Origin of the sequence: Bacillus cereus group sp. BfR-BA-01355, assembly GCF_022663675.1 — a bacterium.
Taxonomy (GTDB): Bacteria; Bacillota; Bacilli; order Bacillales; family Bacillaceae_G; genus Bacillus_A; species Bacillus_A thuringiensis_S.
The window spans coordinates 1-20,687 of the sequence record NZ_JAKUFY010000100.1 but is presented as its reverse complement, the minus strand read 5'-3'; the positions used below and the strand labels follow the sequence as shown (position 1 = coordinate 20,687).

The following is a 20,687-nucleotide window of genomic DNA, read 5'->3' as shown; positions in this document are numbered from 1 at the left end:
GGTGGATGGAGCTTCTGACCTTGAGGCGCTCTTTGCCTCTCGGGAAGAAGTGAAGCCGCCGAACATTCTAGCCACTGTAGCTGGATTCCATTAGAAAGCGAAAGTGGCTCGTTCAGAATGTGAGACGGATGGAGCTTCTGACCTTGAGGCGCTCTTTGCCTCTCGGGAAGAAGTGAAGCCGCCGAACATTCTAGCCACTGTAGCTGGATTCCATTAGAAAGCGAAAGTGGCTCGCTCTCAAGCCACTAATAAAAAAAGAAAAAGCCTCGCTTTTCATCAAAGCGAAGCCATCCTTTTCTTACTTACGCTTTTTCTTTTTCTTCTTGAATCCTGGTACGTTTTCGAAGAATCCTTTTTTCTTCTTGCCATTACCATCTTTTTTCCCTGGCTGACTAGCAGACGTGGATGCTGTTGCTGATGCGGATCCTCTTCCTGTGCTTTTACCTTTGCCACCACGGTCAAACTTTCTACCTGTGCCACGTTCACCGCCGCGCTCATTACTGCGCTCGCTACGTCCACCGCGTTTCTTTCTGCCTGTTCTTGGCTGCTCGATAACGACTGGACGATCTTTGAACTTACGACGAGGTGTACCTTTCATGCCAACGATTTCAAAGTCGATTGCACGCTCGTCTTTATTTACGTTAATAACACGAATTGTAATTTCGTCACCGATGCGGAATACGTTTCCTGTACGCTCTCCGATCATAGCGAAATGCTGCTCGTCATAACGGTAGTAATCATCCGTTAAGTAGCTAACGTGTACAAGACCTTCAATTGTATTTGGAAGCTCTACGAATAAACCGAAGTTTGTTACAGAGCTAATCATACCGTCATACTCTTCACCGATCTTATCAACCATATACTCTGCTTTTTTCATCTCATCTGTTTCACGCTCGGCTTCAACAGCACGGCGTTCCATATTAGAAGAGTGCTCTGCAATCTCAGGTAATTTTTCACGCCATTTTGCTTGCGTTTCATTGTCGACTTTACCATTAATAATGTATTCACGAATTAATCTATGAACAATTGTATCTGGGTAACGACGAATTGGTGATGTGAAATGTGTGTAGAACTCAGTTGATAAACCGAAATGCCCTAAACTATCCGCATCGTAACGAGCTTGCTTCATAGAACGAAGCATAACCGTTGAAATAACTACTTCTTCAGGCTGTCCTTGAACCATTTCAAGAATTTGTTGCAGCGCACGAGGGTGTACTTCATTCGCACGTCCTTTTACCGCATATCCGAAGTTCGTTACAAACTCGAAGAAACGCTCAAGCTTATCTTCTTTCGGATCTTCATGGACACGGTACATAAACGGTACGTTCATCCAGTGGAAGTGCTCTGCTACTGTTTCATTCGCAACAAGCATAAATTCTTCAATTAACTTCTCTGATACAGAACGATCGCGCATAACAACATCAGTCGGTTTTCCTTCTTCATCTACTAATACTTTCGCTTCTTTAAAGTCAAAGTCAATTGCACCACGGCGCATACGTTTTTCACGTAGAATTTGTGCCAATTGACCCATCTCTTTAAACATCGGTACTAATGGCTCATAACGCTTAATTAACTCTTCGTCCTCATCTTCTAAAATGCTTCTTACGTCAGCATACGTCATACGCTCTGTCGTTTTAATCACACTTTGGAAAATCTCGTGTTTAACAACATCACCTAAGTTGTTGATTTCCATTTCACAAGATAATGTCAGACGGTCTACTTTCGGATTTAATGAGCAAATACCGTTAGATAGACGATGTGGAATCATCGGAATTACACGGTCAACAAGATACACACTCGTCGCTCTTTCCGCTGCTTCTACATCAATTGGAGAACCTTCTTGAACGTAATGACTTACATCCGCAATGTGAACGCCAAGCTTGTAGTTACCGTTCTCAAGCTTCGTTACTGTAACAGCATCATCTAAGTCTTTCGCGTCTGCACCATCAATCGTTACGATCATTTGATCACGTAAATCACGACGATCCTTTAAATCTTCTTCTGAAATCGTTTCTGGTACACTGTTTGCATGCTCCATCACTTCTTCAGGGAATGCTAAAGGTAAATGATGTTTATGAATGACAGATAAAATATCTACTCCTGGATCATTTTTATGACCTAGAATTTGAATAACTTCACCTTCTGCGCTTAAACGGTTTTCTGGATAGCTCGTAATTTTCACAACTACTTTATGACCTTCTACAGCACCCATTGATGCACTTTTCAAGATAAAGATATCACTCGTCCAGCGCTTATTGTCAGGTATAACAAATCCAAAGTTTTTCGATTCTGTATATGTACCAACAAGTTCTTTCGTTCCACGCTCTAAAATGCGTACAATTGAACCTTCTTGACGTGAACCGCTCGATTGAGAACTAAGGCGTGCTAATACTGTATCGCCATGAAGTGCACCGTTTAATTCTGTAGGAGGGATGAAAAGGTCATCGTCTCCAGTTTTCTTCTCTTCTGGCACAACGAAAGCAAAGCCACGTGCATGTCCAATTAACTTACCTCGTACTAAATTCATCTTTTCAGGAAGACCGTATCGATTACTACGTGTACGAATAACAAGTCCCTTCTCTTCCATCATTACAAGTGCTTTTACAAAATCTTTAAAGCCCTCAGAACCTTCAATTCCAAATGCCTCTTCTAACTCTTGTATCGTTAGCGGTTTATACGCTTCTTCTCTCATAAATAATAACAACTTATCAATATGTTCTTGTGTGATTTCTTCCAAGCAAAAATACCTCCTTTAAAACCTTATATTATTTAGTGTATCCGAAAGATAGGGGATGTATAAAGTGAAACTTCAATACTCCTCTTATGATTTTTACAGTTTTCACAAAAAATTCCTTATGAAAAAAAGAGGCAACTAGATCTTACCAATCTAGTTGCTCCAAGAAGTTATATACATCCTCATGTAGCTCGTCACGTTGTTTATCAAGTGTAATGACATGCGTAGAGTCTTCATACCATTTAATGTCTTTTAACGTAGATTCTACACCGTTATAAATAATGTTAGCACTATCTGTATTAATCATTTCGTCATGACGTGCTTGTACAACAAATGTTGGTGCATAAATCATATCCACATTGTTACGTACGTCAGCAATTAATTGTTGTAATGCTTTTAATGTATTCATCGGTGTCTTTTGGAATTCCAGCATTTCTTGTTCGATTTGCTCTGGTGACTTTTGCTCACGCTTTTTATATTCGCGGGCATATGCCAATATACCTTGGTACATCGTTTCTTCGCTCTTAATATACATCGGTGCACACATTGGTACTACACCTAAAACCGGTACTGTATAACCTAATTTTAAAGAAAATACGCCGCCAAGTGACAATCCAACAACAGCAATTTTCTCAAAACCTTTATCTTTTAAAAGCTGATATGCCTCCGTTACATCTTGCCACCAATCTTCAGGACCTGTATGAACAAGCTCTTCTGGTGGTACACCGTGCCCTTTATAAATTGGCGCATGACAAGTGTAGCCTTTCTTCTCTAAGAAACGCCCTAACATACGTACATCAGCTGAGTTCCCTGTGAATCCATGTAGTAATAAAACAGCGCGGTCTCCACCCTCAAATGTAAATGGTTTCGGAGATGCTAATTTCATCATGTACTTCTCCTCTTTCTCTTCTGTAATCTAGTCGTATTCTTTCTATATCTAGTGTACCATATTTATATTTCTATAATCTAATTAGAAACATCTTTCAAATGGCAAAACAAAAAAGAAGAACCATTAGTACATCTTACTAACGCTTCTTCTTTCAATTCTATAAGTTTAAGTACGTAACAGCAATTGTTAATATAAAGAACAATACAGCTAAAACAATTGTGATACGGTTTAATACTGCTTCAATTCCACGTGCTTTTTGCTTACCAAATAATTGCTCTGCACCGCCTGAAATTGCACCTGAAAGGCCTGAGCTATTACTAGACTGCATAAGTACCATAACAATCATTAAAATCGATACAGTAATAAGTAAAACGGATAATAACGTATGCACTTGGCGTACCTCCTACAAAGATTCAGTTATTGTAACTGTAGCATAAATCCTATAGAAAAGCGAGAGCTATAGAGTCGCTCCCGCTTTTCTTCCATTACATAAACATCATTGCAAATAACGGTCCAAGTAAACATGTCAAAATTGCTGTTAATGTCATTGTTACCGATCCAATAACACCTTCATGTTCGTTATTTTTCATCGCTCTCATAACGCCCATAATATGAGAAGCACATCCAAATCCGATACCTTTACCAACTGAGTTTGTAACACGGCTCCATTTTAATAAGAGAGGTCCTGTAATCGTTCCAGTAATACCTGCGATAACAACGAAAGCTGCTGTTAAGGAAGGTACACCACCAACTTGTTCAGAAACGCTCATCGCAACTGGCATTGTCACCGATTTTGGTAAAGACGATAAGATTAAGCTTTTATCTGTTCCCATAAGTGAAGCAATGGCAAAATCACTAGCGATTGCAACTGTTGTACCTACTAATACCCCGCCGGCAATCGGTACAACATACTTTTGCAGAACATGACGTTGTTTATAAAGAGGTATTGCAAATGCTACAACACCGGGTCCAAGTAGCTTTGCAATCCAGCCACCACCACTTTCCATATAATGTTGATATGGTATATCAAGCACGATAAATAGGAAAGCCATTAATCCTGTTGCTACAAGCATTGGAATGGTGAATGGTGTTGGAAATAATTTATAGATTTTTTTAGATAATTGATATAATAGCACCGTAAAAAGAACCCAACCGATTCCGATTAATATTTGGCTCATCGCGACTCTCTTTCCTTCCTATTCGCAAGATATTGTCCTGTATGTCCTGCGACAATAATAATTAAAAATGTACTCGCTACAACTGTAATGAAAAGAGAAATTCCTTTACTCATAAAAAAAGCACCGTAATTCATTAAGCCAAGCGTTGGCGGAATTAATAAAAACGGCATAATAGCAACGAGTGTTTCTGCTCCTAAATCGAACCATTTCACTGGAAGAACTTTTAGGCTAAGTAAAACAAGTAAGAGGAACATCCCAATCAAACTTCCTGGAATTGGAATATTTAGCATTTCTTGCACCCAAGTTCCAACCATATAAAACACGTAAAGAGCAGCAATTTGGACAAGAATCTTTGTAAATTTCATGTTCATCATCCCTCATGTTTATACGATCTTCTGTTAATATCTTTATCATAGTATAAATTGTAAAAAGCTGCAATTTATCAACTTGACAGCAAAAACAGCCTGTGTTATACGCTTACAACCTTGATATGACTGCATTTCCAAACGAAAATTACGTCAAAAACCTTGACCTAATATAAAAAGTTTTTATTTTCTGAATTTATAAGACTATTATTTCAATAAAATAATCTTTTTATCCTTAAGCTTACATATATATAAAGTGAAACTTTAATCCATGAGGATTCCCACATCCATACTGATTGTTAGCCCTCATCAAGCGGGTTTGTAAGGGATAAACAAGATAGGTGGTGAACATATGCCAAAAAAAGTTCTCATTTTTTGTGATCCTGGGATTGATGATACGATGGCTCTCCTCTTAGCTTTCTTTATTGATGAAATAGAAATTATCGGTATTGTTGCTGATTACGGCAATGTCCCGAAAAAAATGGCCGTACAAAATGCTCATTTTTTTAATAACGAAACAAAGAATAGAAATATCAAGATATTCGGTGGTTCAGAACGTCCTCTTACTGGTGCCCCACCTGCGTTTTTTACGGATGTACATGGGAAACAGGGGCTCGGGCCAATTATTCCAAAGGTAAATGTGACTAACGGAGAAATGGAGAATTTTTTTGAAGTTATTCCTCTTATTGAGCAGTATAAAGATGAATTAATCATTGTAAGTTTAGGAAGACTTACCTCCCTAGCAATTTTATTCATCGTATGTAAACAGTTAATGAAGCAAGTTAAATCTTACTACGTAATGGGCGGTGCCTTTTTACACCCTGGTAATGTTACCCCTATTTCCGAAGCAAACTTTTATGGCGATCCTACTGCTGCTAATATAGTCCTCCAATCTACAGCTAACATGTACATATACCCATTAAACGTCACCCAATATTCCGTCATTACACCCGAGATGGCGGAGTATATTGAAACAAAAGGAAAAGCCCCACTTGTCAAACCTTTATTCGATCATTATTACTACGGATATTATAAAGACGCCCTACCACATTTAAAGGGTAGCCCCTTCCATGACACAATGCCAATACTCGCTTTACTTGATAACTCTATGTTTACCTATCACAAATCACCTATCGTTGTCATGACAGAATCTTATGCGCAGGGGGCAAGCATTGGAGAATTTCGCTCTTTAGGAGAATCTAAGCCATTTATTGATTGGCCGAGTCATCAAATCGCAATTGATTTTGATTATAACCGCTTCTTCAAACATTTCATGTCACTTATGACGGGCGAACAATTTTAGCATAAAAAAACAGACCGTGATTTCTCACGGTCTGTCGTTATTTTCTACAATTATCGTTTGATGTTATAGAAAGATTTGATACCATCGTAAACAGCGATTTCGCCTAGTTCGTCTTCGATGCGTAATAATTGGTTGTACTTAGCAATACGGTCAGTACGGCTCATAGAACCAGTTTTGATTTGGCCAGCGTTAGTTGCAACTGCGATGTCAGCAATTGTAGCATCTTCAGTTTCACCAGAACGGTGAGATACAACTGCTGTGTAACCAGCACGTTTAGCCATTTCGATAGCTTCGAAAGTCTCAGTTAAAGTACCGATTTGGTTAACTTTAATTAAGATTGAGTTAGAGATACCTTTTTCGATACCTTCAGCAAGTTTTTGAGTGTTAGTTACGAATAAATCGTCACCAACTAATTGTACTTTATCACCGATACGCTCAGTTAATAATTTGTGACCATCCCAGTCGTTTTCGTCTAAACCATCTTCGATAGAGATGATTGGGAAGTCTTTGCAAAGCTCTTCGTAGAAATCAACCATTTCTGCAGAAGTTAAGCCAGTACGGCCTTCGCCTGCAAGGTCATATTTACCAGTTTCTTTGTTGTAGAACTCAGAAGAAGCAACGTCCATTCCTAAGAATACGTTCTCGCCAGCTTTGTAACCAGCTTTTTCGATAGCTTCGATGATTACTTCTAAAGCTTCACGGTTAGAACCAAGGTTTGGAGCGAATCCACCTTCGTCACCTACTGCAGTGTTAAGACCTTTGTCATGTAATACAGCTTTAAGTGCATGGAATACTTCAGCACCCATACGGATTGATTCTTTGAATGTTGGAGCACCAACTGGTAAGATCATGAACTCTTGGAAGTCAACGTTGTTATCAGCGTGAGAACCACCGTTGATGATGTTCATCATTGGAGTTGGTAATTGTTTTGCATTGAATCCACCAAGGTAACGGTATAATGGAAGACCTACGAAGTCAGCTGCTGCGTGAGCTACTGCCATAGATACACCAAGGATAGCGTTAGCGCCTAGTTTACCTTTGTTTGGAGTGCCGTCTAATTCGATCATAGCACGGTCGATACCAGCTTGGTCAGTTACATCGAAACCAGCGATTTCTGGAGCGATAATTTCGTTAACGTTGTTTACTGCGTTAACAACACCTTTACCAAGGTAACGAGATTTGTCACCGTCACGTAATTCTACTGCTTCGTGCTCACCAGTAGATGCACCACTTGGTACGATAGCGCGTCCGAAAGCACCGCTTTCTGTGTAAACTTCTACTTCTACAGTTGGGTTACCACGAGAGTCAAGGACTTCGCGAGCATAAACATCAATAATTGTTGACATAATAAATTCTCTCCTTTTTATATAAGCAAATTATTTAATAATTGTTTTACCTGTCATTTCTTTCGGTTGTTCCACATTTAAAAGTGTAAGCATTGTTGGAGCGATATCTCCTAAAATACCACCTTCACGAAGCTCTACATCATTTTTTGTAACGATGAAAGGAACCGGGTTAGTTGTATGAGCTGTCATCGGCTCGCCATCAGCAGTTAACTCCTGATCGGCATTACCATGGTCAGCAGTAATAAGTGCTACACCATCTTTTGCAAGAATCGCTTCTACAACTTTTCCTAAACATTCGTCAGTTGCTTCTACTGCTTTAATTGTTGGTTCCATCATCCCAGAATGGCCAACCATATCACAGTTTGCAAAGTTAAGAATGATAACATCATGTTTATCATTTTCGATTTCATTTACTAAAGCGTCCGTTACTTCGTAAATGCTCATTTCAGGTTTCAAGTCATACGTTGCAACCTTCGGTGAGTTAATTAAGATACGCTCTTCTCCTGGGAATTCAGCCTCACGACCACCGCTAAAGAAGAATGTAACGTGCGGATACTTTTCGGTTTCCGCGATGCGAAGTTGCTTTAATCCCGCTTGCGCAACAACTTCACCTAAAGTGTTATCAAGGTTCATTGGCTTGAATGCCACGTAACCATTCACAGTTTCACTGAAGTGTGTCATACATACGAATTCTGGAATGTGAGGTACTTTTTCACCACGATCGAACTCACGGAAGTCTTCGTTTGTAAATACACGAGCAATTTGAATTGCACGGTCTGGACGGAAGTTATAGAAGATAACTGCATCATCATCATTGATTGTTGCAACTGGCGTGTTATCTTCGTTAACAATTACAGACGGCAATACGAATTCATCATAGATACCGTTCGCATAAGAGTCTTCTACACACTCTTCTGCTGATTTATAAGTAGGGCCTTCACCATTCACCATAGCACTGTAACATTTTTCTACGCGATCCCAACGCTTGTCACGGTCCATGGAGTAATAACGACCAGAGATAGTCGCGAATTGTCCTACTCCTGTTTCTTTAATTACTTCATTTGCTGCATCGATATAACCTTTTGCTGTTTGTGGTCCAACATCGCGGCCGTCTAAGAACGCATGGATATAAACTTTCTCCACACCTTCTTTTGCTGCTAAGCGAAGAAGAGCAAACATATGGTTCATGTGACTGTGCACACCACCATCAGAAAGTAAACCGAATAAATGAAGAGCAGTACCTTTTTCTTTTACGCTTTTAATTGCATTTTGGAATGTTTCGTTCTGATCGAACTCACCTTCACGAATTGCAACGTTTACGCGTGTTAAGCTTTGATATACTATGCGGCCAGCACCAATATTTAAGTGACCAACCTCAGAGTTACCCATTTGACCTTCTGGAAGACCTACTTCCTCACCACAAGCTGTAAGCGTTGTATGAGGGAATTTGTTCCAGTAACCATCAAAATTAGGTTTCTTAGCTTGTGCTACAGCATTCCCGTGAGTTTCTTCACGAAGTCCGAAACCGTCAAGGATGATTAAAGCTGTTGGCTTTCTCATTTTACCGCCCCCAGAAGACCTAAGAACGAAGCAGGCTCTAAGCTAGCACCGCCAACTAAAGCGCCGTCGATGTCAGATTGTGCCATATACTCTTTAATGTTTTCTGGTTTTACGCTACCGCCGTATTGAATACGAACAGCTTCTGCAGCTTCTGGAGAAACAGCTTCTGCAACAACTTTACGGATGTGCGCACATACTTCATTTGCATCTGCAGAAGAAGAAGATTTACCTGTACCGATAGCCCAGATAGGCTCATAAGCGATAACAGTTGCTTTAACTTGCTCTTCTGTTAAACCTGCAAGTGCTTTTGTCACTTGACCTGCTACTAGATCAAATGTTTTTCCGCTTTCGCGCTCTTCTAAAGTCTCACCACAACATACGATTGGTGTTAAACCATGTTCAAATGCTGCTAGAGTCTTTTTGTTTACTGATTCGTCTGTTTCAGCAAACATTTCACGACGCTCAGAGTGGCCAAGTACTACGTAGCCTACTTTTAAGTCGCTAAGTGCTACTGGGCTAATTTCGCCAGTGAATGCACCATTTTTTTCGAAGTGCATGTTTTGTGCACCTACTTGTAAATCAGTTCCTTCAGTTGCTGCTACAAGGCGCTCTAAGAATAGAGCTGGAGAGCAAACTACTGCATCAACAGCTGAAGCTGCTGGGATTTGACCTTTAACTTCCTCTACGAAGCTAACTGCTTCAGATAGAGTTTTATTCATTTTCCAGTTACCTGCGATAATTGGTTTACGCATGCTTTGCACCGTCCTTTTTCTTTGGCTGCTACTTATTTGTCGTTAAGACAAACTACACCTGGAAGCTCTTTACCTTCCATGAATTCTAATGACGCACCGCCGCCAGTAGAAATGTGGCTCATTTTATCAGCCATACCGAATTTTTCAACAGCTGCTGCAGAGTCACCACCGCCGATAACAGAGTATGTATCTTCTGCATCTGCTAATGCTTGTCCTACTGCTTTTGTACCTTCTGCGAATGGAGTCATTTCGAATACACCCATTGGTCCATTCCATACAACAAGCTTAGAGTTTTTAATTACATCTGCATAAATTTCACGTGTTTTAGGACCAATGTCTACGCCTTCCCAGTTAGAAGGGATAGAGTCGATACCAACGATTTGAGTTGTTGCAGTTTCAGAGAATTCCTCAGTGATTACAACATCAACTGGCATGTAGAAGTTTACGCCTTTTTCTTTTGCAAGTTGCATAAATTCTTTAGCTAGTTCAATCTTGTCGTCTTCACATAGAGATAGACCAATTTCATGACCTAAAGCTTTAACGAACGTGTAAGCAAGTCCGCCACCGATGATTAAGTTATCTACTTTGTCTAATAGATGACGAATTACACCGATTTTATCTTTTACTTTCGCACCACCAATAATAGCTGTAAATGGACGTTCTGGGTTAGAAAGTGCTTTACCTAATACATCTAACTCTTTTTCCATTAATAGACCAGATACTGCTGGTAGGTAGTCTGCGATACCTGCTGTAGAAGCGTGAGCACGGTGAGCTGCACCGAATGCATCGTTTACGAAGATGTCAGCAAGTGCTGCAAATTCTTTCGCAAGTTCTGCATCGTTCTTTTCTTCGCCCGCATAGAAACGTACGTTTTCAAGAACTAATACGTCGCCTTCGTTCATTGCTGCAACCATTTCTTGTGCAACTGGTCCGAATGCTTCGTCTGCTTTTTTAACATCTTTACCAAGAAGCTCGCCTAAACGTGCTGCTACTGGAGTAAGACGTAATTCTTCTACCGCTTGACCTTTTGGACGGCCTAAGTGGCTTGCTAAAATAACTTTCGCACCTTGCTCTACTAAATATTGAATTGTAGGAAGAGCTGCACGGATACGAGTTTCATCTGTAATTTTGCCTTCTTTCATAGGTACGTTGAAATCAACGCGGCAAAATACACGCTTACCTTTTAAATCTACGTCACGAATTGATTTTTTGTTCATTGGATTTCCCTCCGACTACTAGTTAGGATTGACAAAACCCATTCAAAAGCTTAACACATTTGCTTTTAAAACGAAAGAAGAGAGAGAGGGAACAAACCCTCTCCCTCGTTTTGTCATTGATTGCTTATATAATTAAGAATTAAAGACCTTTAGAAGTCATGTAAGCTGCTAAGTCTACTACGCGGTTAGAGTAACCAGTTTCGTTATCGTACCAAGAAAGTACTTTAACCATGTTACCTTCCATTACCATTGTAGATAATGCATCGATTGTAGAAGAAGCTGTACATCCGTTATAGTCGATAGATACTAATGGCTCTTCGCTGTATCCAAGGATACCTTTTAATTCGCCTTCAGCTGCTGCTTTGAATGCTGCGTTTACATCTTCAACTGTTACTTCTTTGTCAAGTTCAACAACTAAGTCAACAAGAGAAACGTTAGCAGTTGGAACACGTACAGCGCCACCGTTTAATTTACCTTTAAGTTCTGGTAATACTAATGCTACAGCTTTAGCTGCACCAGTAGATGTTGGGATCATGTTTTCAGCTGCTGCACGAGCACGACGTAAATCTTTGTGTGGTAAGTCTAAGATTTGTTGGTCGTTAGTGTAAGAGTGAATTGTTGTCATCATTCCGCGTTTTACGCCGAATTTTTCGTTTAATACTTTAGCGAATGGAGCTAGACAGTTTGTAGTACAAGAAGCGTTAGATACTACGTTGTGGTTAGCTGCATCGTATTGTTCGTGGTTAACACCCATAACTACAGTGATATCTTCGTCAGAAGCTGGAGCTGAGATGATAACTTTCTTAACTGATCCACCTAAGTGTTTTTCAGCGTCTGATTTTTTAGTGAAACGGCCAGTAGATTCTACTACTACTTCTACTCCGTAGTCGCTCCATGGTAATTGAGCTGGGTCACGCTCAGCGATAACTTTAATTTCTTTACCGTTAACAACGATGCTGTTTTCGTTAGCAGATACTTCTGCATTTAAAGTTCCGTGAACTGTGTCATATTTTAAAAGGTGAGCTAATGTTTTAGCATCTGTTAAGTCGTTGATTGCTACTACTTCTACCTCAGAGTTGTTAAGAGCTGCGCGGAATACGTTACGTCCGATACGTCCAAATCCATTAATACCAATTTTAGTCATTTGAATTTCCTCCTTGGGGGATTATATTAAAGGGTAAAACCCTTTGTTAACTGTTTTGCTGCACCTTCATCTGTAATTAGAATTGAAGTGTGCCCTTGTTTAATTACAGCCTGTATTGCTTTTGCCTTTGAAGAACCTCCAGCGACTGCAACAACGTGAGATACATTTTGTAAATCCTCTAATTGCATACCAACTGTTCTTACTTTATGAACAACATTTCCTTCTTCATTAAAGTAGTAACCGAAAGCTTCACCAACTGCTTCGCTTGCTTGAATCTTTAACCAATCTGCTTCCGAAGTACTTCTGCGACGTGCCATTGTTAACGCATCACCTATTCCATGAATGACGATATTGGAAGATCGAATCAACTCAAGAACTTCTTTCACGGAAGGCTCTGTCACAATAGACGCATATGCTTCGCTACTAACATGGTCTGGAACATACAATAAGCGATAATTACTCATCGTATTTTGCGCCATCTTGGCACAAATGGTATTGGCTTCTAATTCAACACCTTCTCCGATTCCACCACGTGCTGGGACAAATAGCATATGTAAATCTTTACAATCAAGTTGCATCATGTCCGCAGCAGCAGCTAGCGTAGTTCCTCCAGCCACAGCAACGATATTATTCGCTGTCAGACGGTCTTTTATACAAGTCACACAAGCACGGCCCATCTCCAGTTTGACCCAAGGTGATTCATCACTATCACCAGGGACAACGAAAACTTCATCCAAGTCTAATGTTTCCTTAAGTTGCTTTTCTAAAACCTTTAACCCGGAAATTTCTTTCATAAAGTCTTCCAAAGCAAGAACTAAAGCTGTTCCTTCTTCTGTCAAAGTCATTCCAGAAGAAGCGACGTGAACTAAGTTTTGTTCTTTCAAAACTTGAACTTCACTTCGCAATACTCGTTCTGTCATACCGAGGCTTGCTGATAAGTTTCTTCTTCCAATCGGCTGCATGAGCCTAATGTATTGAAGAATTTGCATTCTCGTTTGCATAACAGGTAGCAGATCAGGTAATAATTTTTTTGTGTTCTGAATCCATGAGCGCATATCTTTTCTCCTCACTACATTGGTTCATTTTTCCTCGGTGGTCACTTTACGTCCCGTAGTGACATTTTGTGTCCCACATAGGTTAAAAAAATAATCCCTGCTACGTGTATTATTGTAACAGGAGATAGAAACTTATTCAACTCTTAACTGCATTCTTTATATAGTTTATTATGACACCTTTGTGAATGTTACCATATTCTACTTGTTTTCCGTCTATTTCTACAACCGGAATCATTAAATGATATTTTTCTAAAAGGTCATTATCTTCATATATATCTATTTCCTCGATTTGAAAAGAATATTCACATTGTACTTCCTGCAAAACTTGTTTCGCCTGCACGCAAAGACCACAATTCTTTTTTGTATACAGCACAACTTTCATCTTCTTCACCTATCCGATTGTTTTTCGCAATGACGAAGCTGGGATATGCATTTGTTCTCTATACTTCGCCACCGTTCTTCGAGAAATAACAATTTCATGCTCTTCTTCTAATAATTTTGAAATCTTTTGATCTGAGAGTGGCTTTTTCTTATTCTCTGCTTCCACAAGCGTTTGAATAAACTGTTTCACTCGCTTCGTTGAAACTGCCTCATCCTCTGTCGTCGAAACTGCATTACTAAAGAACGATTTCATCTCAAATAAACCGTGTGGCGTTTGCACATACTTATTTCTTGTTGCACGACTAATCGTAGACTCATGCACACTTAGCTCTTCCGCCACCTCTTTTAAAGCGAGCGGCTTCAAATACGCTGGACCTTCCCAAAAGAAATCACGTTGTTTTTCCATAATAATCGTCATCACTTGCAGAAGTGTTTGTTTTCTCTGTTTCAAACTGCGCATAATCCATTGCACATGCTGATACTTTTCTGAAACGTAAGATGCTACTTCACTTTCACTATTATTAAGAAGCGCACTGTACTCAGAGTGAATTTCAATTCTCGGCATATTTCTCTCATTCATCTGTAAAACGAGGCGATCGCCTTCTTTTTTCACTGCCATGTCAGGCACAATATACAGTGGTTTATCCGAAGAATACGCAAGGCCCGGTTTCGGCTGCAATGATGTAATACAGTTCACCGCCGATTGTAATTCTTCATTACTACACTTCAGCACATGAACGAGCTTTCGCCAATCCTTCTTCACGAAATAAGCAAAGTGCTCCTCTACAATATCTTCCGCTAATCCATCCCTTCTTTGTAAGCGCTTCAATTGCAAGGTTAAACATTCCTGAATATTACGCGCTCCTACCCCTGCTGGCTCAAGTGATTGAACAATCTCTACAGAGCGATCGACTACATGAATATGCGCAGAAAGGAGATCTGCTAATTCTTCATTCGTTTCTTGTAAATACCCATTTCCATCCATGTTCATAATAATGAAAGAAGCTATTTTTCGCTCTTCTTCTTCTATTTTATAATACTGTATTTGATTTAATAAATGTTGCTGAATCGTTGTAGAATCCACACTGTAGATTTCCATCTGATTCTCGACTTGTTTGCTGGTACTTTTACTGTTGTTAGAGCTCTTCTTCTTCTCCCTCTCAAAACCACCTAACTCAATAAGGGGATTCTCTAACGATTGCTCATACAAAAACTCCGATAATTCTTGTACATTATACTGAAGCATTGTAATCGCTTGCCTTAACTCTTGTGTCATTGCCAAACGTAAGCTTTGTTCTTGTAAAAGACTTGCCTTCAAACTAATCTCCCCCTTGTTTCTATTGTACAATAAGTTTGGTAAAAGGAGAATCCTCACGCAGACGCCCATTCCAAAATATTATTAATTTATATGTATTAATGATATTTACAACTTACAACCGAAATTTGAATAATATTGAAAGAAAATAATAAGTTATAAAAATTATTATCAAGTACTAATAGTAAATCTTATTATCAGATATAACAAGAGGGAAATAAAAAAAGTCCTAACCTACAAAACGTAAGTTAGGACTTTTTGACGCGCCCAGAGGGATTCGAACCCCCGACAGACGTGGTACCGGAAACCACCGCTCTATCCGACTGAGCTATGGGCGCATGATTATAGAAAACACTTCATTTTCTTCTCATAATAATAGCAATAAAATCCATCTAAATCAATAAAAATATCCCCGTAATACCTTATACATCTTAGCTAAAAGCATATAAAATCTATTCAACCCCTAAATTTTCCAATCATAAATTCATCCCAACTCACAAATTATAATCTTTGAATTGATATTCCAAAGGGGGCTTCATTCAATGACTGTAATTACGAAACTAAAGCAAACTGTTTCTGGATTAAAAAGTGCACAAGCTAGCTTAGAGGGATTCGCTCTTGATACGGATAACCAACAAGCTAAGCAACTTTTCCAAACAGCTGCGCAGCAAACACAAACGATTATCGATTCTTTAAACCCACGCGTTGAAGAAGTCCAACAAGAAGAACCACAATACTCACAGCAATAACAAATCAGTCTTGCTGTGAAATAGAAAAAGGATGATATGCAGTCATCCTTTTTCTATCACATTACATATTGCAATAGAAATGGAATGATAATTATGCGAAAACTCGGTCTCATAACCGCATTATTTGCACTTCTATTTAGCTCTTTTACTGGATGTGATAATAGTCCTTTAGATAAAAAAGTGAAAGAAGAAGCAAAACGAACGGAGAAAGAAAAAGGTCCAAAGTTAACAAAGACGAGTACGGAATCCTTTAATCAATCTATATCACAAGGAGCGAAGAAAAGAGCTCTCGCTATGGATGAAATTATAAAAAGCACAGCAGTGAATTCAAATTTAGATCTCTACATAGCAGTTACACCTGAGCATCACGAAAGGTTTGGATTAAAACCTCTTCGTAAAAAGCTTCAAAAGCAGCTAAGTGATGAGCATCCTACTTTCGATGTTCGTGTCAGTACAGATAAAAAAATCTTTATGTTACTCGAAAAACTCGAAAGAAAAATTAAGGAAAAAGAAGTATCTAAAGATGAAATTAATAAACAATTAAAATTCATTGGTAAAAAAATGGAGTCTAACACTTAACGCTTTTTAAAAGAAAAGGAAGGATTGCAATGTCTAGTAAAGATAAAAACTTAACCCCTGTACAACAGGAGTATAAAAAATTCGAACAAGAACGCGAACCGAAACGACCTGTCTTAAAAAATTGTATAAAAGCCTTTTTCGTCGGTGGTTTTATTTGCTTCATCGGTCAACTCATTTCTACTTTTTATATCACATATTTTGATTTCACTGAACGCTCAGCAGGAAATCCGACAGTCGCAACTCTTATTTTCATTTCTATGTTACTAACTGGATTTGGTATATACGATCGTTTTGGACAGTTTGCTGGTGCTGGTACAGCTGTACCTGTTACTGGATTTGGTAACTCTGTTATTGCCGCATGTATTGAGCATCGAACGGAAGGATTTGTCCTTGGCGTTGGCGGCAATATGTTTAAACTAGCGGGTTCTGTTATTTTATTTGGTGTATTTTCGGCTTTTGTCATCGCACTTATTAAAACGATTCTCGTTCAATGGGGAGGGCTATAAATGTTACAAGGACACCGAACGTGGGTATTTGAAAACAAACCAGTCATTATCTCAACAGGGGTTGTCGGTGGACCATTTGAAGCAAAGGGAAACATCCCAGAAGACTTCGATATCCTTCATGAAGATTTATGGCTCGGGCAAGATTCCTATGAAAAAGCACATAAAATTTTATTCGAAGAAGCTTGTAGTCGCGCTACTGAAAAAGCAGAACTTCGTAAAGATGATATTCAATTTGTACTCGCAGGAGATTTAATTAATCAAATTACCCCTACAAGCTTTGCTTGCCGCACATTGGGCACTCCTTATCTCGGATTATTCGGAGCTTGTTCTACTTCTATGGAAGGTTTAGCACTTGGGGCAAGTATCGTAAATGCAAAAGGTGCAAAATATTTATTAACTGGAGCTTCAAGCCATAATACTGCTGTAGAAAAACAATTCCGCTACCCTACCGAATACGGTGGACAAAAGCCGCCTACTGCACAGTGGACAGTAACCGGAGCAGGAGCCGCTATTTTAAGCGATACTGGACACGGTCCAAGGGTAACCTCTGCAACAATCGGACGAGTGGTTGATATGGGATTAACGGATCCGTTTAATATGGGAGGCGCAATGGCCCCAGCTGCAGTTGATACAATTGAAGCCCATTTACGTGAACGCCAAATTGATGCCTCTTACTACGATTTAATCGTAACAGGCGATCTCGGACATGTAGGACGCGAAATTGCTTATGACTTACTACATAAACACGGAACGAAAGTAACGAGCGAACAATTTCAAGATTGCGGAATTATCATTTATAGAGAAGGACAACCTGTCATAGCTGGTGCTAGCGGGCCTGGATGTTCCGCAACAGTCGTGTACGGTCATTTATTAAACCGAATGAAAAGAGGAGAGTTCAAAAAAATACTTGTCGTTGCGACAGGCGCTTTACTATCTCCACTTACATTCCAACAAGAAGAAACGATTCCGTGTATCGCTCATGCCGTTTCGATTGAATTTGGAGGTGCAACGCAATGATTTTTTTCTGGGCTTTCGTCATTGGCGGACTCATATGTGTAATCGGCCAACTTATGTTTGATGTCGGCAAACTAACACCCGCTCATACAATGGCAACACTCGTTGTTGCTGGAGCTATATTAGATGGATTTAATTTGTATGAGCCATTAATTGATTTCGCTGGAGCCGGGGCAACTGTACCTATTACAAGCTTTGGTAATGCCCTCGTTCATGGCGCAATGGAAGAAGCTGCAAAACATGGCATCGTTGGCGTTATTACCGGCATGTTTAAAGTAACGAGCGCCGGTGTATCAGCAGCTATTATTTTCGGCTTCATTGGAGCATTGTTATTTAAACCGAAAGGATAAGAGGTGTTTATATGACTGTTATCGCTAGCGTAAAAACTTGCCTTGCTAGTGTAAGAGGCGCTCAAGCAAGCTTAAGTTCCCTTTCACTAAATTCTACAGACGATGAAGCTAAACGCGTATTTCATGAATGTATGTTAGAAATGGACAGTGTCATCGCTGATTTACAGGATAGAGTTTCAGTATTAGAACGTGAAGAACCTCAATATAAAGGGTTTTAAGTAGACTGGAGGAAATGACTATGTCTCACCTACCGGAATGGACACTTGTCATCCTTCGCTCTGTATTCATATTAATTATTTTATTCACTATTACAAAGTGCTTAGGAAAAAGGCAAATCTCTCAGCTTTCCTTTTTTGAATACATAGCGGGAATGACAATCGGTGATATCGCTGCTCAAATAGCTACAGGGCTTGATCAAAAGTTTTTCCACGGTGTCTTTGCAATACTTATTTTCGCCTCCGTACCTTTTTTCGTTGGAATTCTTTCCTTGAAAAACAAAACTGCTAGAGATTTCTTTGAAGGAAAATCTACAGTGTTAATAAAAGATGGAAAAGTACTTGAGGATAATTTAAAGAAAGAAAAATATACAAGTGATGAGTTACTTGAGCTTCTTAGAGGAAATGGTGCATTCAGTATAGCTGAAGTCGAATTTGCTGTCTTAGAACCGAGCGGAGAATTAAATGTATTATTAAAGAAAGATTCTCAGCCACTTACTGCAAAAGATCTCGGTTTAAAAGTGCCAAATGAAAAAGAACCACAAACTGTTATTATGGATGGAAATGTACTAGATGAACCACTTTCAGCAAGCGGGCATAACCGCGCTTGGCTACACTCTGAACTAGAAAAGCTCGGTGTTGTTATCGAAAATGTTTTTCTCGGTCAAGTAGATTCATACGGACAACTTACTATCGACATTTACAATGACAAACTACAAATGCCTTCTCCTCAAAATAAGCCTTTATTATTAGCATCTTTAAAAAAATGTCATGCTGATCTTGAACTATTTTCTCTAGAAACAAAGTCGAAATCAGCAAGCGAAATGTATAGTAAAAACGCGAAACAAATCGAAAAGATTTTAAATAGAGTTACCTATCTTTTAAAAGACTAATTATCGAAAGAACGCTTCAGTTAACAAGCGTTCTTTTCCTTTTTCTCCAGTTTTCATAACGTTTAAATTTATGTAATTCGGTTATGATGTTGAAGATACATAAGCAGGGAATTTCGAAAACATAGCGAATATTTCATGGTACAACTACATATTTTTTTGATTTAAAGTGGTTTCGTTTGACCTTTATTGACCATAATTGTATTATAAGACTAAGAAAGCTTTAGAAGGAGGAAATAACAGATGAATTTAATTCCTACAGTAATTGAACAAACAAATCGTGGAGAACGCGCTTACGATATTTACTCTCGACTATTAAAAGACCGCATCATTATGCTTGGTAGTGCAATTGATGACAACGTAGCTAACTCAATCGTTTCCCAGCTTTTATTCTTGGAATCTCAAGATCCAGAAAAAGATATTCACATCTACATCAACAGCCCTGGTGGTTCTATCACAGCAGGTATGGCAATTTACGATACAATGCAGTTTATTAAGCCACAAGTATCAACAATCTGTATCGGTATGGCTGCATCTATGGGTGCATTCTTACTTGCAGCAGGTGAAAAAGGAAAACGTTATGCACTTCCAAACAGTGAAGTAATGATTCACCAACCACTTGGTGGAGCACAAGGTCAAGCGACTGAAATCGAAATCGCTGCAAAACGTATCCTATTCTTACGTGAAAAACTAAACCAAATTCTTGCTGACCGCACAGGTCAACCACTTGAAGTACTACAACGCGACACAGACCGCGACAACTTCATGACAGCAGAAAAAGCTTTAGAATACGGTTTAATCGATAAGATCTTTACAAATCGTTAATTAATTTAAAGCGGAAGCGGCTCGTTCAGAATGGGAGGAGGATGGAGCTTCTGACAAAGAGGTGCTTTTTACCTCGGCGGAAGAAGCGAAGCCACCGACCATTCTAGCCGCTGGAGCTGGATACATTTAAAGCGGAAGCGCCCTATAATTGGGCGCTTTTTTATTATCATATACCTCCGTCTGTATACCCTATCCAGTATCCCTCTAAATATATCAACGATTTTTTTAATATATCAACGGTTCGACACAACATATCGATTTACCGACAATCTCCGACAAGGACAAACCAACTACATACCCCCTACCCGCTAATCCGCACA

General features: G+C 39.3%; 22 protein-coding genes and 1 tRNA gene. 9 read left to right on the top strand and 14 right to left on the bottom strand.

All coding sequences use genetic code 11. The features are described from left to right. Positions 1–298: 298 nt before the first annotated feature. From rnr to MR167_RS24610, 5 genes are all read right to left on the bottom strand, one after another. On the bottom strand, positions 299–2,737 hold the full coding sequence (rnr, locus tag MR167_RS24630) for a ribonuclease R (protein WP_000391343.1): 2,439 nt from the start codon (positions 2,735–2,737) through the stop codon (positions 299–301). Positions 2,738–2,879: 142 nt separating this feature from the next. Then, positions 2,880–3,620 (bottom strand): carboxylesterase, encoded by a 741-nt coding sequence (gene estA, locus MR167_RS24625; protein ID WP_000761976.1) that lies wholly within the window; start codon positions 3,618–3,620, stop codon positions 2,880–2,882. A 160-nt stretch (positions 3,621–3,780) separates the two neighbouring features. Further along, on the bottom strand, positions 3,781–4,014 hold the full coding sequence (gene secG, locus MR167_RS24620) for a preprotein translocase subunit SecG (protein ID WP_242315710.1): 234 nt from the start codon (positions 4,012–4,014) through the stop codon (positions 3,781–3,783). A gap of 94 nt (positions 4,015–4,108) precedes the next feature. Next, positions 4,109–4,801 (bottom strand): LrgB family protein, encoded by a 693-nt coding sequence (locus tag MR167_RS24615; RefSeq protein WP_000078304.1) that lies wholly within the window; start codon positions 4,799–4,801, stop codon positions 4,109–4,111. Further along, positions 4,798–5,166, bottom strand: a complete 369-nt coding sequence (locus MR167_RS24610) for a CidA/LrgA family holin-like protein (protein WP_000673222.1) — start codon at positions 5,164–5,166, stop codon at positions 4,798–4,800. Before MR167_RS24610 ends, MR167_RS24615 begins: the two co-directional genes overlap by 4 nt. Positions 5,167–5,518: 352 nt before the next feature. Between MR167_RS24610 and MR167_RS24605 the strand changes: the two genes are divergently transcribed. Continuing rightward, positions 5,519–6,469, top strand: a complete 951-nt coding sequence (locus tag MR167_RS24605) for a nucleoside hydrolase (RefSeq protein WP_001125040.1) — start codon at positions 5,519–5,521, stop codon at positions 6,467–6,469. A 50-nt stretch (positions 6,470–6,519) separates the two neighbouring features. On the opposite strand, the gene eno is transcribed toward MR167_RS24605, so the two are convergent. The 9 genes from eno to MR167_RS24560 form a co-directional block, all read right to left on the bottom strand. Further along, the gene (eno, locus tag MR167_RS24600) at positions 6,520–7,815 is read right to left on the bottom strand and encodes a phosphopyruvate hydratase (protein ID WP_000103951.1); all 1,296 of its coding nucleotides are present in this window, start codon (positions 7,813–7,815) and stop codon (positions 6,520–6,522) included. 30 nt (positions 7,816–7,845) lie between these two features. Continuing rightward, entirely contained in the window at positions 7,846–9,375 is a 1,530-nt protein-coding gene (gene gpmI / locus MR167_RS24595) for a 2,3-bisphosphoglycerate-independent phosphoglycerate mutase (RefSeq protein ID WP_001231141.1), read from the bottom strand. Further along, positions 9,372–10,127 (bottom strand): triose-phosphate isomerase, encoded by a 756-nt coding sequence (gene tpiA / locus MR167_RS24590; protein WP_001231042.1) that lies wholly within the window; start codon positions 10,125–10,127, stop codon positions 9,372–9,374. The genes gpmI and tpiA overlap by 4 nt, the downstream gene beginning before the upstream one ends. Positions 10,128–10,159: 32 nt before the next feature. Beyond that, the gene (locus MR167_RS24585; protein ID WP_001036332.1) at positions 10,160–11,344 is read right to left on the bottom strand and encodes a phosphoglycerate kinase; all 1,185 of its coding nucleotides are present in this window, start codon (positions 11,342–11,344) and stop codon (positions 10,160–10,162) included. Positions 11,345–11,483: 139 nt separating this feature from the next. Beyond that, entirely contained in the window at positions 11,484–12,488 is a 1,005-nt protein-coding gene (gene gap, locus MR167_RS24580; RefSeq protein WP_000161234.1) for a type I glyceraldehyde-3-phosphate dehydrogenase, read from the bottom strand. 26 nt (positions 12,489–12,514) lie between these two features. Next, positions 12,515–13,543: a gapA transcriptional regulator CggR gene (gene cggR / locus MR167_RS24575; protein WP_001258185.1), complete on the bottom strand. Its 1,029-nt coding sequence runs from the start codon at positions 13,541–13,543 to the stop codon at positions 12,515–12,517. Positions 13,544–13,679: 136 nt separating this feature from the next. Next, positions 13,680–13,925 carry a glutaredoxin family protein gene (locus MR167_RS24570; RefSeq protein WP_000869737.1) on the bottom strand — a complete coding sequence of 82 codons (246 nt, stop codon included), beginning with the start codon at positions 13,923–13,925 and terminating at the stop codon, positions 13,680–13,682. A gap of 9 nt (positions 13,926–13,934) precedes the next feature. Beyond that, the gene (rpoN, locus tag MR167_RS24565; RefSeq protein ID WP_098829169.1) at positions 13,935–15,242 is read right to left on the bottom strand and encodes an RNA polymerase factor sigma-54; all 1,308 of its coding nucleotides are present in this window, start codon (positions 15,240–15,242) and stop codon (positions 13,935–13,937) included. Between the two features lie 259 nt (positions 15,243–15,501). Then, positions 15,502–15,577, bottom strand: a tRNA-Arg gene (locus MR167_RS24560). A 204-nt stretch (positions 15,578–15,781) separates the two neighbouring features. Between MR167_RS24560 and MR167_RS24555 the strand changes: the two genes are divergently transcribed. The 8 genes from MR167_RS24555 to clpP all read left to right on the top strand — a co-directional run bounded on the left by MR167_RS24555 (position 15,782) and on the right by clpP (position 20,367). Continuing rightward, a complete protein-coding gene (locus MR167_RS24555; RefSeq protein WP_000216166.1) occupies positions 15,782–15,988 on the top strand; it encodes a DUF1657 domain-containing protein in 207 nt (68 codons plus the stop codon). Positions 15,989–16,081: 93 nt separating this feature from the next. Then, entirely contained in the window at positions 16,082–16,567 is a 486-nt protein-coding gene (locus MR167_RS24550) for a YhcN/YlaJ family sporulation lipoprotein (protein ID WP_001228545.1), read from the top strand. A 29-nt stretch (positions 16,568–16,596) separates the two neighbouring features. Then, positions 16,597–17,073, top strand: a complete 477-nt coding sequence (spoVAC, locus tag MR167_RS24545) for a stage V sporulation protein AC (RefSeq protein WP_000095399.1) — start codon at positions 16,597–16,599, stop codon at positions 17,071–17,073. Next, positions 17,074–18,090 (top strand): stage V sporulation protein AD, encoded by a 1,017-nt coding sequence (gene spoVAD / locus MR167_RS24540; protein WP_000938972.1) that lies wholly within the window; start codon positions 17,074–17,076, stop codon positions 18,088–18,090. Beyond that, the gene (gene spoVAE, locus MR167_RS24535; RefSeq protein WP_000575919.1) at positions 18,087–18,437 is read left to right on the top strand and encodes a stage V sporulation protein AE; all 351 of its coding nucleotides are present in this window, start codon (positions 18,087–18,089) and stop codon (positions 18,435–18,437) included. The genes spoVAD and spoVAE overlap by 4 nt, the downstream gene beginning before the upstream one ends. An 11-nt stretch (positions 18,438–18,448) precedes the next feature. Next, positions 18,449–18,655 (top strand): DUF1657 domain-containing protein, encoded by a 207-nt coding sequence (locus MR167_RS24530; protein ID WP_000215916.1) that lies wholly within the window; start codon positions 18,449–18,451, stop codon positions 18,653–18,655. Positions 18,656–18,675: 20 nt separating this feature from the next. Continuing rightward, on the top strand, positions 18,676–19,545 hold the full coding sequence (locus MR167_RS24525; protein WP_000018932.1) for a DUF421 domain-containing protein: 870 nt from the start codon (positions 18,676–18,678) through the stop codon (positions 19,543–19,545). Positions 19,546–19,785: 240 nt separating this feature from the next. Next, positions 19,786–20,367: an ATP-dependent Clp endopeptidase proteolytic subunit ClpP gene (clpP, locus tag MR167_RS24520; protein ID WP_001049162.1), complete on the top strand. Its 582-nt coding sequence runs from the start codon at positions 19,786–19,788 to the stop codon at positions 20,365–20,367. Positions 20,368–20,687 lie beyond the last annotated feature (320 nt).

Excerpts from the sequence above, each read along its gene's own strand:
- estA (WP_000761976.1), bottom strand. The coding sequence starts at position 3,620 with ATGAAATTAGCATCTCCGAAACCATTTACATTTGAGGGTGGAGACCGC.
- MR167_RS24615 (WP_000078304.1), bottom strand. The coding sequence starts at position 4,801 with ATGAGCCAAATATTAATCGGAATCGGTTGGGTTCTTTTTACGGTGCTA.
- MR167_RS24610 (WP_000673222.1), bottom strand. The coding sequence starts at position 5,166 with ATGAAATTTACAAAGATTCTTGTCCAAATTGCTGCTCTTTACGTGTTT.
- MR167_RS24605 (WP_001125040.1), top strand. The coding sequence starts at position 5,519 with ATGCCAAAAAAAGTTCTCATTTTTTGTGATCCTGGGATTGATGATACG.
- eno (WP_000103951.1), bottom strand. The coding sequence starts at position 7,815 with ATGTCAACAATTATTGATGTTTATGCTCGCGAAGTCCTTGACTCTCGT.
- gpmI (WP_001231141.1), bottom strand. The coding sequence starts at position 9,375 with ATGAGAAAGCCAACAGCTTTAATCATCCTTGACGGTTTCGGACTTCGT.
- tpiA (WP_001231042.1), bottom strand. The coding sequence starts at position 10,127 with ATGCGTAAACCAATTATCGCAGGTAACTGGAAAATGAATAAAACTCTA.
- MR167_RS24585 (WP_001036332.1), bottom strand. The coding sequence starts at position 11,344 with ATGAACAAAAAATCAATTCGTGACGTAGATTTAAAAGGTAAGCGTGTA.
- gap (WP_000161234.1), bottom strand. The coding sequence starts at position 12,488 with ATGACTAAAATTGGTATTAATGGATTTGGACGTATCGGACGTAACGTA.
- cggR (WP_001258185.1), bottom strand. The coding sequence starts at position 13,543 with ATGCGCTCATGGATTCAGAACACAAAAAAATTATTACCTGATCTGCTA.
- MR167_RS24570 (WP_000869737.1), bottom strand. The coding sequence starts at position 13,925 with ATGAAAGTTGTGCTGTATACAAAAAAGAATTGTGGTCTTTGCGTGCAG.
- MR167_RS24555 (WP_000216166.1), top strand. The coding sequence starts at position 15,782 with ATGACTGTAATTACGAAACTAAAGCAAACTGTTTCTGGATTAAAAAGT.
- MR167_RS24550 (WP_001228545.1), top strand. The coding sequence starts at position 16,082 with ATGCGAAAACTCGGTCTCATAACCGCATTATTTGCACTTCTATTTAGC.
- spoVAC (WP_000095399.1), top strand. The coding sequence starts at position 16,597 with ATGTCTAGTAAAGATAAAAACTTAACCCCTGTACAACAGGAGTATAAA.
- spoVAD (WP_000938972.1), top strand. The coding sequence starts at position 17,074 with ATGTTACAAGGACACCGAACGTGGGTATTTGAAAACAAACCAGTCATT.
- spoVAE (WP_000575919.1), top strand. The coding sequence starts at position 18,087 with ATGATTTTTTTCTGGGCTTTCGTCATTGGCGGACTCATATGTGTAATC.
- MR167_RS24530 (WP_000215916.1), top strand. The coding sequence starts at position 18,449 with ATGACTGTTATCGCTAGCGTAAAAACTTGCCTTGCTAGTGTAAGAGGC.
- MR167_RS24525 (WP_000018932.1), top strand. The coding sequence starts at position 18,676 with ATGTCTCACCTACCGGAATGGACACTTGTCATCCTTCGCTCTGTATTC.
- clpP (WP_001049162.1), top strand. The coding sequence starts at position 19,786 with ATGAATTTAATTCCTACAGTAATTGAACAAACAAATCGTGGAGAACGC.